The organism is Hyphomonas sp. UBA4494, from assembly GCF_002388935.1.
GTDB lineage: Bacteria > Pseudomonadota > Alphaproteobacteria > Caulobacterales > Hyphomonadaceae > Hyphomonas.
The window spans coordinates 105,845-121,813 of sequence record NZ_DGNK01000030.1 but is presented as its reverse complement, the minus strand read 5'-3'; the positions used below and the strand labels follow the sequence as shown (position 1 = coordinate 121,813).

Annotated in this window: 13 protein-coding genes; 5 read left to right on the top strand and 8 right to left on the bottom strand. The window is 59.0% G+C overall.

From position 1 onward, the window contains the following. Together B2P82_RS16975 and rimK are read left to right on the top strand one after the other, a co-directional pair. On the top strand, window positions 1-88 hold an 88-nt coding region (locus B2P82_RS16975), incomplete at its 5' end, for a hypothetical protein (protein ID WP_349679748.1). Between the two features lie 81 nt (window positions 89-169). After that, window positions 170-1,594, top strand: coding sequence for a 30S ribosomal protein S6--L-glutamate ligase (gene rimK, locus B2P82_RS11440; protein ID WP_290497094.1), 1,425 nt, complete (start codon window positions 170-172; stop codon window positions 1,592-1,594). Here the strand turns inward: rimK and B2P82_RS11435 are convergent. From B2P82_RS11435 to B2P82_RS11420, 4 genes are all read right to left on the bottom strand, one after another. Further along, the gene (locus tag B2P82_RS11435) at window positions 1,581-2,879 is read right to left on the bottom strand and encodes a multidrug effflux MFS transporter (protein WP_290497093.1); all 1,299 of its coding nucleotides are present in this window, start codon (window positions 2,877-2,879) and stop codon (window positions 1,581-1,583) included. The genes rimK and B2P82_RS11435 overlap by 14 nt on opposite strands. Before the next feature lie 100 nt (window positions 2,880-2,979). Then, on the bottom strand, window positions 2,980-3,552 hold the full coding sequence (locus B2P82_RS11430) for a CC0125/CC1285 family lipoprotein (protein WP_034817622.1): 573 nt from the start codon (window positions 3,550-3,552) through the stop codon (window positions 2,980-2,982). 167 nt (window positions 3,553-3,719) lie between these two features. Further along, entirely contained in the window at window positions 3,720-5,150 is a 1,431-nt protein-coding gene (locus tag B2P82_RS11425) for an aldehyde dehydrogenase family protein (RefSeq protein ID WP_034817621.1), read from the bottom strand. A gap of 100 nt (window positions 5,151-5,250) precedes the next feature. Continuing rightward, on the bottom strand, window positions 5,251-7,527 hold the full coding sequence (locus tag B2P82_RS11420) for an NADP-dependent malic enzyme (RefSeq protein ID WP_034817619.1): 2,277 nt from the start codon (window positions 7,525-7,527) through the stop codon (window positions 5,251-5,253). 172 nt (window positions 7,528-7,699) lie between these two features. On the opposite strand from B2P82_RS11420, the gene mutS reads away from it, so the two are divergent. Then, the gene (gene mutS, locus B2P82_RS11415) at window positions 7,700-10,399 is read left to right on the top strand and encodes a DNA mismatch repair protein MutS (RefSeq protein ID WP_290497092.1); all 2,700 of its coding nucleotides are present in this window, start codon (window positions 7,700-7,702) and stop codon (window positions 10,397-10,399) included. Here mutS and B2P82_RS11410 read toward each other — a convergent pair. The 4 genes from B2P82_RS11410 to rsfS all read right to left on the bottom strand — a co-directional run bounded on the left by B2P82_RS11410 (window position 10,382) and on the right by rsfS (window position 14,020). Then, complete coding sequence (locus tag B2P82_RS11410) at window positions 10,382-11,602, bottom strand: FAD-dependent oxidoreductase (RefSeq protein ID WP_290497091.1); 1,221 nt, start codon at window positions 11,600-11,602, stop codon at window positions 10,382-10,384. The two genes, mutS and B2P82_RS11410, sit on opposite strands and share 18 nt — an antisense overlap. Window position 11,603: 1 nt before the next feature. Further along, window positions 11,604-12,902, bottom strand: a complete 1,299-nt coding sequence (locus tag B2P82_RS11405; RefSeq protein ID WP_290497090.1) for a TAXI family TRAP transporter solute-binding subunit — start codon at window positions 12,900-12,902, stop codon at window positions 11,604-11,606. Between the two features lie 311 nt (window positions 12,903-13,213). Then, window positions 13,214-13,678: a 23S rRNA (pseudouridine(1915)-N(3))-methyltransferase RlmH gene (locus B2P82_RS11400; protein ID WP_067327323.1), complete on the bottom strand. Its 465-nt coding sequence runs from the start codon at window positions 13,676-13,678 to the stop codon at window positions 13,214-13,216. 9 nt (window positions 13,679-13,687) lie between these two features. Then, a complete protein-coding gene (gene rsfS / locus B2P82_RS11395) occupies window positions 13,688-14,020 on the bottom strand; it encodes a ribosome silencing factor (protein ID WP_231884219.1) in 333 nt (110 codons plus the stop codon). 261 nt (window positions 14,021-14,281) lie between these two features. Between rsfS and B2P82_RS11390 the strand changes: the two genes are divergently transcribed. Next, window positions 14,282-14,968, top strand: a complete 687-nt coding sequence (locus B2P82_RS11390) for a BON domain-containing protein (RefSeq protein ID WP_290497089.1) — start codon at window positions 14,282-14,284, stop codon at window positions 14,966-14,968. Window positions 14,969-15,013: 45 nt separating this feature from the next. Next, window positions 15,014-15,964 (top strand): glutathione synthase, encoded by a 951-nt coding sequence (gene gshB, locus B2P82_RS11385; RefSeq protein WP_290497088.1) that lies wholly within the window; start codon window positions 15,014-15,016, stop codon window positions 15,962-15,964. The last annotated feature ends 5 nt before the right edge of the window (window positions 15,965-15,969 follow it).

Here is a 15,969-nt window from a genome sequence, read left to right as displayed (position 1 = left end):
CGTCTATACGCCCAAGGATTTCAAGATCACCGAAATCATGGGCGATGTGGTCGGAATCGTAGAGAAAGCCTGGCTGGTCGAGGGCTGATCCGCTGCGTTCTGCGGATAAGAGATTGAATACCTGTCGGTTCACCTTTATCGGGCGCGAACTGGCAGGAAGGCTTTCATAATGTCGCAATCAGACCCGTTCCAACTCGGCTGGGAAGAGTGGCTGACTCTGCCCGATCTCGGCTTGCCCGCGATCAAGGCGAAGGTGGATACCGGCGCGCGCACGTCTGCGCTGCACGCCAGCGTCATTGAGCCATTCGGGCCTGCCGATGCACCCCAGGTGCGCTTCCTGATCCAACCGGACCCGAGTGATCCAGGCTTGGAAATCACATGCTCCGCGCCGGTTGTAGACCGCCGGGACGTGACCAGCTCCAACGGGGACACTGAGCTGCGTTATGTGATCCAGACCGATGTCGAGATGGGCGGACGCCGCTGGCCGATCCAGCTGACGCTGACCAATCGCGAGAGCATGACCTACCGCATGTTGTTCGGCCGCGGCGCGATCCAGCCGGACATGATCGTCAACGCAAACGCGTCTTTCCTTCAGCCGAAACTCGACTTTGCGGCCTATGCGGGCCTGCCAAAGAAGAAGCCCGTCAAACGTCCATTGCGCATTGCGTTGCTCACGCGCGAGCCGCGGAATTATTCAAGTCTGCGCCTCATCGAAGCGGCACAGGAGCGAGGCCACGTGATCGAGGCCATAGATACCGCACGCTGTTACATGCAAATTGGCACGACGCATCCGCAAGTCCACTATGATGGCAAGGCACTGCCCCGCTATGACGCGGTGATTCCGCGCATCGGGGCAGGGATTACAGATTACGGCTTGGCCGTGCTGCGACAGTTCACCAATACCGGCGCATTCTGCTTGAACAGTGCCAGTGCGATCGGCCATTCGCGCGACAAGCTGATGGCGCACCAACTGCTTGCCCGCGCCAAGATCGACATGCCGGTCACGGCCTTCGCGCACAGTCCGAAAGACACCAAGGATCTGATCTCGCTGGCGGGAGGCGCGCCTGTGGTGGTGAAACTGCTCTCATCCACGCAAGGCAAGGGCGTCGTGCTCGCCGAGACCCGCAAGGCTGCTGAAAGCCTGATTGATGCCTTCCGGGGTCTGGAAGCAAACTTTCTGGTACAGGAATTCGTCGAAGAAGCTGCAGGCACCGATGTTCGGGCGTTCGTAGTCGGCAACAAAGTGGTCGGCGCGATGAAGCGTCAGGCCCAGAAGGGCGAGTTCCGCTCCAACCTCCATCGCGGGGGAACAGCCTCAACCATCAGGCTGTCCCGCGCCGAACGCGACACGGCCCGTGAGGCGGCTAAAGTGCTCGGCTTGCGCGTCGCAGGGGTCGACCTGCTGCAAACAGAAAAAGGCCCCAAAGTACTGGAGGTGAACTCATCGCCGGGTCTCGAGGGCATCGAATCGGCCAGCGGCAAAGACATCGCTGGCCTGATTATCGAACATCTGGAAAGCCAGGTTCGGCCGCTGTCTCGCATTCGCGAACCGGCCGCCCGAAAGCGCCGGCAAGCCAAGCTCAGCGAGAGCTGAACAATTTGCCTTTCTCGGTGATCAACACGATCACGAGCGAGCCCACACCTAGACACGCAAACCCGAGAACAAGCGGCACCGTCGTGCCGTTATAGTAGCTGCCGATCAGAATTCCGAGAATGCTTGAAACTGTTGTCGTCGCGAAGCCGTAGGCTGCAGAAGCCGTGCCCGCAATCTTGCCCAACGGCTCCATCGCGAGTGCCGAGAAGTTTGCACCCATCAGGCCAAAACAGGCAAACGTCATCGCGAACATCGGGAAAAACCATAACAGGCTCTCGCCGAAGAAATGCGTCACCAGCGCCAGCGAAGTCGACATGATGATGAAGAACACCATTGCGGCATGACTGATCCGCCGCATGCCGATTCTCTCAACCATGCGGGAGTTGAACAGGTTTGCGCATGCGAGCGCACCCGCCACGCCTGCAAACCAGAACGCGAATGTCTCTTCCTGGCCGAAGACATCCCGAAATATCTGCTCTGAAGATCCGATAAATGAGAACAATGCGCCGAATATGACACCGGAAGCGCACATGTAACCGAACGTGATGCGACTACGTATGACTGCCATATAGCTGCTGGCGGCAGACGAAACATTTAGAGGATTGCGCGCCTCGGGCGCCAGGGTTTCTGGCAAGCGCAACCATGTCCATGCAAGCAAAAGCCCGCCGAACAAGGCAAGGACGCCGAATATCCATTGCCAGGGTGCGACGAACAGGATCAGCTGACCCATGGCAGGCGCGATCATGGGCACAACCATGAAAATGGTCATGACCAATGACATGAAACCCGCCATACGCCGGCCCGCATAAAGATCACGGACGACCGAAACAGCCACAAGCCGGGCGCCTGAAGCAAAAACGCCCTGCAGGAAACGCGCAGCAAGCAGCGCATGAAAATCCTTTAGTGCAATACAGAGTAGCGCAGTCAGCGAGTAACCAACCAATCCAACGAACAAGGGGACGCGCCGACCGAAGCGGTCGGAAATCGGCCCCCAAACGAGTTGAGGCGCGCCGAAGCCCAATACATAGGAAAACACAATCATCTGCTGACGATTGGCATCCTCCGGGGAAGCACCTGTCAGACCGATCGAATCCGCGATCTCACCCAGTGCAGGCAGCATGATGTCGATAGCGAGCGCGTTAAGCGCCATCAGCGCCGCAACCATGACGACCATCTCCGTGCGCCCCGGCACAGGTCGACCATGGGCACCTTGCAAGGTGCGCGGCTCAGGAGCGGGCATTTCGGAGTCCGGCATGGGTTCGACAGGCTTTCTTGAGATTCTCAAGGGCCCTATCTGGGCCTCCTTCAAAGGAATGGCCAGTGTCCAGACCAGAAAAAAGCCCCGCCAAATGGCGGGGCTGCAATGCGAATTCGCGGGTCGAGGACTATTTCAGCTCCGGTCTCATGATGTTTGGGCTGAGGTTGAAGACAACTTGCTCTGCATCAAAATAGGCGGCATCGGCGGGCTTTTCGCCCTTACCCATCAGGATTTCTGCAGACGCGACATAGCTCGTCCGCTCACGGTATTCCCGTGGGCCGCCCCAATAAGCGTCATAAGGTCCAAACGCAGAATAGCGAGACCGACGGAATGGGTCATGATAATAGGCCGCATAAGGGCCGAAGTATCTGTAATTCAGGTGGAAATGGTCGTAATAAGGCGAGCCTCCGCCAACCGGCACAAGCCGGCTTTCAGAATCTGTGTCGCGGCGTACGACCCGGAAGTGGTCATACCCGTTCAGTCGGGTCAGCTCCGCAGCCCGGTAGAGCAAATAGGTCTCTACGGTCTTTCGATCTGTCAGGGAGTTTCCGGAAAACTCGACCTGGAACCGATTGTCCTCGATCTTCATTTCCGAATAGCCGCGATCGCCATCCAGAGCGGCCTGATATGGCGTTGCGGTCGCGCAGGCGCCGAGCACGGCCAAGGCAGCGATTGCACCTGTAAGCTTGAATTTGGGCATGGAATATCACCCTCCAAAGCGATGTTTCCTGTAATGTATGGGGGAAGTTAGCTGAACACTAGTTGAATTGGCTTCACAATTCAGAGAGCCGCCTGATCGATGTCAATCAGGCAAACAAAAAGGGCGACCCGAAGGCCGCCCCATAATATTTTCAGCCGTGAAACAGACTAGGCGGCCTTGTAGCCCATGACTGCCTTGACTTCGAGAAACTCCTCAAAGCCATGCTCGCCCCATTCCCGGCCGTTGCCGGATTGGCCGTAGCCACCGAATGGTGCAGTGAAGTCTGGCCGTGCACCATTGACCTGAATCTGACCGGCACGGATGCGGTTGGCCACTTTGCGGGCTTCATCTTCAGCGCCCTGCACATAGCCTGCCAGGCCATAGACTGTGTCATTGGCCATTTCGACAGCATCATCCACATCCTCATATGGGATCATGACGAGCACTGGCCCGAAGATTTCCTCACGCGCAATGGTCATGTCATTGGTGACATTCGCAAACACGGTTGGACGCGCGAAATAGCCCTTGTTGAAGCCTTCCGGACGCCCCGGACCACCTGCAACCAAAGTCGCGCCTTCCTTGATGCCAGTCTCGATCAGATCCTGAACCTTCTGGTACTGGTTGCCGTTCGAAATCGGACCAATAGCGCCCGGTGAGGCTTCACCTGGCATCATCACTTTCACCGATTCAGCCGCTGCCTTTGCGATCGCAATCGCCTGGTCCTGCTGGTCCTTCTGGACGAACATGCGCGATGGCGCGTTACAGGACTGACCCGTATTCGTCATCATCTGCATGACGCCGCCACCGACAGCCTTCTCGAGGTCTGCGGATGGCAGGATGATATTCGGGCTCTTGCCGCCGAGTTCCTGTGCGACGCGCTTTACGGTCGGCGCAGCCGCCTGAGCCACAAGCACACCTGCGCGTGTGGAGCCGGTGAAGCTCATCATGTCGACGTCAGGGTGTGAGGACAGCGCCGAACCGACACCCGGACCATCTCCGTTGACGAGGTTGAATACGCCCTTCGGCACACCGGCCTCGTGCATGATTTCCGTCAGGATCATCGCGTCGAGCGGCGCGATTTCGGACGGCTTGAGCACCATGGTGCACCCTGCAGCAATTGCCGGAGCAACCTTGCAGGCGATCTGGTTCAGCGGCCAGTTCCAAGGCGTGATGAATCCGCAAACGCCGATTGGCTCCTTGCGAAGCAGCGTCGTACCCTTCAGCTCCTCGAACTGATAGTCACGCAGAATGGCTGCGGTGGTCGCAAAATGTCCCATACCGGCAGGCACTTGCGCCGCATTGGCAAGCCACATCGGCGCGCCCATCTCGTTTGAGATCGCTTCTGCCATTTCCGGCATACGCGCCTGAATGCCTGCAGCGATCTTTTCGAGCAGCTCGGCGCGGTATTCCACGCTGGTCTGCGAAAATGCCGGGAAAGCCTTCCGAGCTGCGGCAACGGCCTTATCGACATCGGCCTTGGAACCAATCGAAATGACCGCGAAGTTTTCTTCAGTGGCCGGGTTCTCGATTTCCAACGTGCGCGGCTCAACGGGATCAACCCATGCACCGTCGATATAGAACTGCTTGTATTCCTTCATGCCGTTCGGGCCTCCCTGTGGTCCATATGCTTGATATGACTATAGGTGAGCCACTCGCCGCCTGCGAGTCCTGACGCTGGGGAATTTCGTGACGATGACGTTAGCCGCCGTGCACGTGATCCACATCAAAGGCCGCAATCGTTGCGAGGTTCACAATGTCACCGACCGTTGCGCCGAGCGAGGCAATCTGTACCGGCTTTTCTAGACCCAGCAGCATTGGCCCAATCACCGTGGCGCGGCTCATCGATTCCAGAAGCTTGGTCGAGATAGATGCGGCGTGAATGGCTGGCATGACCAACACATTTGCCGGTCCAGTCAGGCGCGAGAATGGGTAGAGCAGCTTGTGGCTGGTGTTCAACGCAACATCCGCGCTCATGTCACCTTCATATTCGAAGTCGATATCCTTCATGCCATCCAGGATGGCGACGGCATCGCGCACCTTTTCGCCGCGCTCGCCCATCGGGTTGCCGAAGGTCGAATAGGACAGGAATGCCACGCGCGGCGAGAAGCCAAGTGAGCGGACGCCTCGGGCGGCCTCTATGGCGATATTGGCAAGGTCTTCGCCCTGCGGCAGCTCGGTGACGCTAGTGTCTGCGATGAAGACCGTCCGCCCCCGGTTAATCACCATCGACATGCCAATTATGGCCTGTCCCGGTATCGGATCGAGCACCAGCAGCGAGTCGTTCAAGGCGACGTCATAGTTACGGGTCACACCCGTGACCATGCCATCAGCGTCGCCATTCTTCAGCATGCAACAGCCGAAGACATTGCGGTCCTGGTTCACGAGACGCTGGGCATCCCGCTTCAAATAGCCGTCGCGCTGGAGGCGAGCATACAGCATGTCCGTGTAGACCGGATTGTTGTCAGACAGGCGCGCATTGAGAATCTCAAGTGTACCGGGCTGGATACCCATCTGTTCCATGGCGCGCTCGACCTGAGCCTCGCGACCAATCAGGATCGGGTGACCAAGCCCCTGGTTCTTGAAGCTGAAGGCAGCGCGAACGACGGCGGGCTCTTCACCCTCAGCAAACACGATGCGGCGCTGCAGCTCCTTACAGCGAGCCTGAACCCCCTGAATGAAGGAGGCAGACGGGTCCGCGCGGCGGGCCAGCGAATGCCGGTAGGCTTCCATGTCATCAATCGGTTTGCGAGCCACGCCGGTATCCATGGCGGCCTGCGCCACGAAAGGCGGAATGAAGCTGATCAGGCGCGGATCAAACGGGGTCGGAATGATGTATTCACGCCCGAAGCTTGGGCGCGCGCCATGATATGCAGCCGCCACTTCATCCGGCACGTCTTCGCGCGCCAGCTCAGCGATTGCCCGTGCAGCTGCAACCTTCATCTCTTCATTGATGCCACGCGCACGCACGTCCAGCGCGCCGCGGAAGATGTACGGGAAACCCAGAACATTGTTGACCTGATTGGGATAATCCGACCGGCCGGTGGCAATGATCGCATCATCACGAACCGACTTGATATCTTCCGGCGTGATTTCAGGGTCGGGATTGGCCATGGCGAAGATGATCGGGTCCTTGGCCATCGACTTGACCATCTCTTTCGAGACAGCGCCCTTCGCGGACAGGCCCAACAGTACGTCAGCGCCTTCGATTGCTTCTGCGAGCGTTCGCTTTGTGGTTTTGACGGCAAAGGCGGACTTGAACTGGTCCATCTTCTCGGTGCGTCCCTCATAGACAACGCCGCTGGAGTCACACATCAGGATATTCTCAGGCTTCACGCCGAGATGGCGAATCAGTCCTGCGCAGGAAAGACCGGCGGCCCCTGCCCCCGAGACGGCGACTTTCAGATCTTTCAGTTCCCGACCCGTAATGTGGCAGGCATTGATAAGGCCGGCCGCGGCAATAATCGCCGTGCCGTGCTGGTCATCATGAAACACCGGAATGTCGAGGTCTTCGCGCAGACGGCTCTCAATGATGAAACAGTCCGGAGACGAGATATCTTCCAGGTTGATGCCGCCCCACGTGGAACCGATGTTCCGGACCGTCATGATGAATTCTTCGACGTCTGTCGTGCTGACCTCGACGTCGAAACTGTCGATATCGGCAAACCGTTTGAACAGGACAGACTTGCCTTCCATAACCGGTTTGGACGCCATCGGCCCAAGATTGCCGAGGCCGAGGATGGCAGTACCGTTGGAAATGACCGCGACCAGATTGCCCTTGGCAGTGTAATCGTACGCCCGATCCTCGTCTTCCGCGATGGCAAGCACGGGTACCGCAACGCCGGGACTATAGGCCAACGACAGGTCACGCTGCGTACCCATAGGCTTGGTCGGCGCCATGGAGATTTTGCCGGCGTGTGGCTGCGAGTGAAAATCGAGGGCTTCCTGGTCTGTGAAGCTCGGCCGTTTAGTTGTCATCGCGCGGCAAATCCGTTTTTGCAAAAAGTTTCAATTGAGGCGGCAAACTAGGCCGGTGCGAAAGCCATGCCAACCGTAAAACGGGCCATTCAGTGCGATATGATCACTTTGTCGCGCGCAAGCTGGTGCGAGGCTTTGCGAATCTCCGGCACTGACGATAGCGTCCCGGCCCATGGCCGACACTTCTGCTCCCTCGAAACCCGCTCCTGCGCCAAGCCCGTTCATGGCGCAATACCTGTCGATCAAGGCGCGGCATGAAGATGCCATGCTCTTCTTCCGGATGGGCGACTTTTACGAACTGTTCTTCGACGACGCGGTTCAGGCCTCGAAAGTGCTCGGCATAACGCTGACGTCACGAGGCGAGTATGAAGGCAAACCCATCCCCATGGCAGGCGTGCCCTATCATGCCGCCGAGGGTTATCTGGCACGCCTGATCAAGGCCGGATGCCGGGTTGCCGTTTGCGAGCAGACAGAGAGCCCCGCAGAGGCCAAGAAGCGCGGATCAAAATCGATCGTAAACCGGGACATCGTCCGCATTGTTACGCCCGGAACGCTGACCGAAGACGCCCTGCTGCCCGCAAATCAGGATCAGGCACTGGCCGCGATAGCCATAGGAGGCGGCGGAACCGAAGCGGCCATCGCCGTCTGCGACGTCTCCACCGGACGATTTGATGTCTCCGCGCTCGCAGCGAACACGCTTGCTGACAGCCTGATGGCTTATCCATTGTCTGAACTGTTGGTGTCCGAGGGCGATATCGACAAACCTGCCATCGCAAATGCGACTGCGCTCTCCACCGCACCAGTGACCTTCCGGCCCGCCCGCAGCGCGACGTACAAATCGGGCGAAGCCCTTTTCAAAGAAACATTCGGAATCGCTGCGCTGGAAGCGCTCGGCGACTTCGGCCGCGCAGAACTCGCAGCAATCGGCCTATTGCTGGATTACGTGAAGCTCACCCAAGCAGGCAGCGACATCCGATTGGACCCACCCATTCGAGCACGCGCAGAGGGCCATCTAGCGATTGATCCAGCAACCCGCACGAGCCTGGAGATCGACCGATCCATGCGCGGCGACCGCGACGGATCCCTGCTGGGCACAATCGACCGGACCGTCACCGCACCGGGCGCGCGGCTTCTGGCCTCGCGTCTTTCGCGTCCCTGTGTCGACCGGGTGGAGATTGAAGCGCGGTATGACGCCGTGGCCTGGTTTGCGGATGATCGCGACGCGGTGGAGTCCGTCCGTGCCAGCTTGAAGGCTGCGCCGGATCTGGAACGTGCGCGGACACGATTGCGCCTCGGTCGGGGTGGGCCGCGCGACCTGGCCGCGATCGGGCGCGCACTGACTGCCGCACATGAAGCGGCAAGCCAACTGACAGCCAGCTCTGCGGGCCTGCCGCACAAAATTGATGAGGCTGTTGCCGCACTCGACCTGAGCAAGGACGAAGACCTCGCCACACTCGCGCGGGATTTGGAGACAGCCCTTTCGGAAAACCCACCCACGCTCGCCCGCGATGGCGGGTTCGTTGCACCCGGCTGGGACGAGGCGCTCGATGAAGCCCGTGGCCTGCGCGATGACAGCCGCCAGATCATCGCAGCGCTACAGGCTCGCTACGCTGACGAAACCGGCATCACCGCGTTGAAGATCAAGTTCAACAATGTGCTTGGCTATTTCGTCGATGTCCCGGCCCGCTATGGCGACCCGTTGATGAAACCGCCTCTGTCCGAAACCTTCATCCATCGTCAGACTCTGGCCAGCAATGTGCGCTTCTCTACGCAGGAACTTTCTGAGCTCGCGGGCAGGATTTCCCGCGCAGAGGACGAAGCAAAAGCGCGTGAAATGTCCGTCTTCGAAGGGTTTTGTGAGCGAATTGATGCGCTAAACTCGCCTCTATCCCGCACTGCAGGCGCCATTGCGGACCTCGATGTCGCGGCAGCCTCAGCAGAATGGGCGTTTGAGGTCGACGCGATCAGACCCGTACTGACAGAAGACACCACATTTCACGCCACGGGGCTGCGCCACCCGGTGGTCGAAGCTGCGCTCAAGAAAGATGGCAAGGGATTTACCGCCAACGACCTGGGACTAAGTGCCGAGGGCGATTTCGGAACGCGCCTCCTGCTCGTGACTGGTCCGAACATGGCCGGTAAGTCCACCTATCTAAGACAAGCCGCGCTGGCCGTTATCCTGGCGCAAGCAGGGCTCTTCGTGCCTGCGCGATCCCTGACATTGGGCTTGGTCGATCGGATCTTTTCGCGCGTCGGCGCGTCCGACGATCTGGCACGCGGGCGATCCACCTTCATGGTGGAAATGGTTGAGACCGCCGCCATTCTCAATCAGGCTACGGAGCGCAGTTTCGTCATCATGGACGAAGTCGGCCGGGGCACATCAACATGGGACGGTCTTGCCATCGCTTGGGCGGCGGTTGAACACCTTCATTCGGTCAACAAGGCCCGGGCCTTGTTTGCCACTCACTATCATGAGCTGACCAAACTGGTTGAGGACTTACCCGGCGCCGCCAATGCTTCGCTCCGCGCCAAGGAGTGGAAGGATGACCTTGTCTTCCTGCATGAAGTTCAGGCCGGGCCGGCTGACAAGTCTTACGGCGTACAAGTGGCCAAGCTTGCAGGCCTTCCGAAGAAGGCCGTCAAGCGGGCGGCGCAAATACTGAAGCAGCTTGAGGCTCAACCTGACGCGCCCGAAAACCTGCCCCTCTTTGCTGCGGCATCTCTTGCGCCAATCACAGACGAGGACACCGCGGATCAGGTAATTGCGCCGTCAGAATCCGACCTGTTACTGCAACAGATTGACCCGGATTCCCTGACTCCGCGTGAGGCGCTTGACGTGCTGTACCGCCTCAAATCACTCGGCAGTGACTGATACATCGCCAGCCTTGAGCCCAAGCCTGTTGAGCGGCTTGCCCATTCCGCCCGACACCATGGCGGCAAGCACTTTCGGTGCGGGCGGTATCTTGCTGATCGGGGCCGCCAGCCAATCGCGCAACCATGCAAGCATCGTGGAATCCGACTGGTAGACCGGCGTGAAAAGCCAGCTCATTGTCTGAAACATTCTGACGTGCCCTGAACGCATTGAGGTGTAGTGGCGCAATTGCCTGTCCAGATCGTCATGGACGCACAATGCCCGCGACAGCGCATAGGCATCAAGCAAGGCCATGTTGGCCCCTTGGCCCAGTTGGGGGCTGGCCGCATGCCAACTGTCGCCGATATGCACCAGCCGCTGGTTTACGGCAGGCGCGTGCGTGCGATGGTCATATTCCGCATAGGTCAGCTGAGCATGGCTCTGCAACTGGTCCACCAAGGAAGCCGTTTCCGGCCAGAGCGCGACCGCCTCTGCTTTCCAATCTGACAGGGGAGCCTGCTTCCAAGCCTGATACTGATCCGTTCGGATGGACCAGAAATAGGTAAGCGTGTCCACGCCCCCTTCTTCTGAGCGACCGGATGGCATCACCCCCGCCATCTGACGGGCCTGCCGGTAGCGTTGTGCCAAGGTGTTCCGCTCAAACCCATATCCCTCCTGCCACGGAAGGGTTGCCCAGAGCGCGCCATATTCGAGCTGACTGCGCGGACGAGATGAGAGCGGGGAACGCACACCAAGTGCATCAACCACAAGATCAAACGGTCCCAACGTCGTTCCATCCCCTGTGGTCAGGTACCCTCCGACGGCCTGAGCCGAGATGATCCGTGTGGACGGGACAATATTCGCGCCTGCCTCTCTGGCTGCTTGATATACCAGGTCAAACAGGACGGGACGCTGGATGGATATGCCCCGAAGGCTGGGCCGGATGGCATCATATCGGACATCCAACACGGTGCGCCCGGAATTGACCGCCTGGCCATGCAGGCGCCGAATAGGCGCGCCCAGCGTTTCGGCTCGCTCACGCAAGCCGAGCTCGCCCAATATCGTCAACCCCGTTTCTTGCAGGATCAGGCCAGACCCGACAGGTCCTGGCGCATCGAACTGGTCATAGACGGTGACGTCATGGCCAGCTCGGGCAAGCAGAGCTGCCGCGGCCAGTCCCCCAATGCCGGCACCGGCAATGGCTATCTTTCGCAATGAAGTCATTTCAGCCGGCAACCTTCACCGGATTTCGCTCACGCACCAGTTGCTTGACGAACTCGACATGACTGCGAAGCCGGTAAAGATCGTCCGTATAGGAAAGCGGCACTTCAACGGCACCGATTTCTGCCTGCAGGGTTTCGAGTTCCTCCTGCACCTTGTCACGTTCCGCCTTGTTGTCGGTCGAACGTCCACGCTCTTCGAGCGCACGCAAGTCTTCATACCAGACATAGATTTTCCGGCGCACACGCCAGCGATAGATGGGAGGTGCGACCCGGACCAACGGGAAGAGCAAGGTCAGCAACGGGATTGCAAGCACCCAGGCCCTGTCCAGAAAATTCGCGACGTCGAACGAAAAGTAACGGCGCAGGAATGACGGGCCGTCCTTGTAGTATCGACGTGCCTGTTCGCTGATGGGCAGATCGATCAGATCCGGATCAGGATACTCCCCCGCCGGGGCCAGCAGCGTACCTTGGGAATGAATCGCCGTTGCAGCATCTATGAGAAGCGCTTCGATGGCCGGGTGCAAGTCCTTGCGGACGACCAGTTGTGCGACAGGTGCAACCAGGGGGATGTCTGTTGCCGGCAGATTCTTGCCGATATCCATAACGCCTCTGAGAAGGACAATATCTGATAGCGCCTCATGCCGGCGCGCCAGTGCCGGAGCGCGGTCAAACGGAAGCAGGCGGACAACATCCGGGCTGTTCAGCAATCGGTCGACATAGGATGCCTCCACCGAGGCAGAGAAAGCGACCGCATCCACATTTCCGGCCAGGAGGGCGTCCGCTGCTGCATTACCCGAAAGCGGCAACCGAGACATTTCATCCCATTCGCCGCCATAATCGGCCTCAAGCTCCAGGGCGAGCATGCGCGTGCCCGACCCGTCACCGCCAACAGCCATTCGAACACTGTGAAGATCGCCCAACGTGTCAGCGGGAACATCATTCCGGACAAACACCCAGAAAGGCTCCGGAAACAGGCCTCCAATTGAGCGCAACTCTTCCTCATCGGACACAGTTGAGAGTCCGCCCTGCACAAGGCCGACATCAACCTCGGAATCATCCAGCAGGCGCAGATTGTCGATCGAGCCCTGCGTCTCCACCAGCACAACCTCCACCCCCTCTTCCGCGAGAAGACGCTGATAGCGTTCTGCAAAGGCATGATAGGCACCGCCCGGGCTGCCAGCGGCGAACCGGATCGTTTTCGGTGGCGCAGGGTCCATCAGCACCAGAGCCAGGAGCACGCCCGCAAAGGCAACGACGACCAGAGGCCAATAGACTTTCAGGAAGTCCCTCAATCCCGACATGGTAACCGCCTCCCACCGCGCTAGTTCGGTCGACTACTGCTCTAGGCCGGGAAATTGCAAGGATCAACAAAGTGTAAGGCTCTGCCCTGAAATCGCCTCATGCGTGCCGCGCATGGAACCTATTCCGTTACAAGAGTGTTCATCAATGTATCGAGGCACCATCTGGAGCCCAAGCGACCAGAAAGGACGATCCCGTGAGCCATCCCATATCCATCACACGACTATTGTCTGTTGCCGTTTTGGGGATAATCGCGGCCGTAACATTTGCGATGGTCCTGATGCCACAGCCGTCACTCTACGCAGGTTGAGCCTTAATCCTTGTGATAGGGCGTCCCGGCGAGGATCGATACAGCGCGGTACACCTGCTCTGTCACCATCACCCTGACGAAACGATGTGGCCAGGTCTGTGGTCCAAAAGCCAGAGTATCCGGAACAGCTGACTTCACCGCGTCGCCATAGCCCTCGGCTCCCCCAATCAGGAAAACGAGGTCAGGCACGCCCTGATCGCGCCATTTGGCGAGATTTTCAGAAAATTCGCGAGATCTTTGTGCCCGTCCGAACTCGTCCAGTCGGATACATTTGGCACCTGACGGTAGTTTGGCGAGAATCCGGTCCGCTTCAGCGTCCAGTCCGCCGCCGCTGGGCACTTCGATCTCTTCAATGCCGCGAAAGCCGAGGGATCGTGCGATCGGCCCTGCACGTTTGATGTATTCGTCGACAAGTTCGCGTTCCGGCCCGGCCTTTAGCCGCCCGACGACCAGAAAGATGATCCGCATGGTCGCCCGCTAATTGGCTGGCGCACGATGGGCATTGTCAGATGCCCAGATCTTTTCGAGATTATAGAATTCCCGGACTTCCGGGCGGAACAGGTGGACGATGACATCCCCGGTATCGATCAGCACCCAATCTGCATTCGGCATACCTTCGACACTGGCCGGGCGACCGGTCAGCTTCTTTACGTCTTGTGCAAGATGGTCTGCGAGAGCCGCAACATGCCGGCCTGAACGACCGGATGCGATGATCATGAAATCTGCGAGCGAAGATCTTCCATCAAGGTCAATGAAGAGAATGTCTTCAGCCTTGTCATCCTCAAGGGCCTTGGCGAGGGCTTCGGCCACATTACGGATTTCTTCGAGCGTGGCCTGCTGGGCGGGCTGGAGCCGCGGGGCGCTGGGGGTCAGGGGTCCGGTTCCTTCTTGTTACGTCCTCTTCAGATAATAGCATCTACGGGGCCGAACAACCAGCCATTAAAGGTCTGTCGCCGTCATATCGAGTCTGAATTCGCACCAAATTGCACCTTATGCGCAGTTTGCCAGATTTTCGCCGCATGTTCAGGGCATATTCCGACGTCATTCTTGTTGCTGATGGAGTAGAGTTTCATGCGCATGCAATTTGCTGCTGCCGCCGTTTTGTTTGCTTTGCCGCTCGGGGGTTGCGCCGTTGCAGCGCTTGGCACCGCCGGGGCCGTCGGCGTTGCCGCCGCCCAGGAGAAATCGCTCGGGGAAGCTGTGGACGATGCCACCGCGTCGAATGAGATCAAGAGTAAGCTCCTGTCTGAAAGCGCAAACAAGTTTGGAGAGGTCGATGTGGAGGTCACCGGGGGACTCGTCCTGCTCTCCGGCCGCGTAAACACTCCGGAAGAGCGTGTGAAAGCCGAAGGTATCGCCTGGACCTCTCACCTCACGCGCGATGTCGCCAATGAAATTCGTATCCAGCCTCCGGGCGGTTTCCTCGCAAATGTCTCCGATGAAGTCATCACGGGTCGGGTCCGCGCACGCCTGGTTGGGTCCAGCACGGTCAAAAGCCTCAACTTCAACATCGAAACCTATAATGGCGTTGTCTACCTTATGGGCATCGCGCGGTCGGCCGAGGAGTTGAAGCGCGCAGCCGAGGAGGCCAGTGTGGTGGGCGGCGTGAAACAGGTGGTTTCCTATGTCCGCATTCGTGACAATACCCGCTCCCAACAAGCCGCGCCGACGACGCAGGGCACGCCCCCTTATCAAACAGCACCCGATGCCTCATATGACTATCAGGCCGACGGGGAACTGATCGGCGCCAATTACTAGACGGGTCAGGTCGCGCGGGCGGCGGCCCATGAAGGGAGCCGCCTCATGAGCCTTCGCGTCGCGATCCAGATGGATCCGCTCGAATCCGTCAATATCGACGGAGACACCACTTTTGCCTTGGCCGAAGTCGCACAAGCGCGCGGCATGGAGCTGTTCGTCTACGGTCCCGATGACATGAGCATCGAGCAAGGCCGCGTAACGGCCATGGTTCGACCCGCGCGCGTCCAGCGTGTGAAGGACGCGCCCGGCCTGTTTGAAGCGCCCGTCCGGCTGGATCTTGCAAAAGACGTTGACGTCATCCTGATGCGTCAGGACCCACCCTTTGACATGAGCTATATCACGGCCTGCCATCTGCTTGAGGAAATCGCAGACGAAACCCTCGTCGTGAATGACCCGGCTGGCGTTCGATCCAGTCCAGAAAAGATTTTCCCGCTATTGTATCCAGACCTGATGCCACCAACCCTTGTGTCGCGCGACTTGTCTGTCATCGAAGCCTTCCGCGCCGAGCACAAGGACATCATCATCAAGCCGCTCTATGGGCATGGCGGCGCAGGCGTGTTTCGCCTGAAGCAGGACGATTCCAATTTCGACTCGTTGACTGAGCTCTTCTTCAGTCGCTCGCGTGAACCGGTCATGGTTCAGGCATTTCTGCCGGCCGTCAGCGAGGGCGACAAGCGCATCATCCTGATCGATGGCAAAGCCGCCGGCGCGCTCAACCGGCGCCCCAAGGAAGGTCAGGTCCGATCGAACCTCGTTGTCGGCGGTACGGCCGAGGAGACAGATATGAGCGACGCGGATATGCGGATTTGCGAAGCCATCGGGCCGGAATTGAAACGTCGCGGACTCGTCCTGACAGGCATCGACGTGATTGGCGGGCGTCTTACCGAGGTGAATGTCACCTCCCCCACCGGTGTTCAGGCCATCAAGAAACTCAGCGGCATTGATATCGCTGCCGATTTCTGGAACGTTGTGCAAGACAAGCTTGCGAGCCGCTGAAGCTC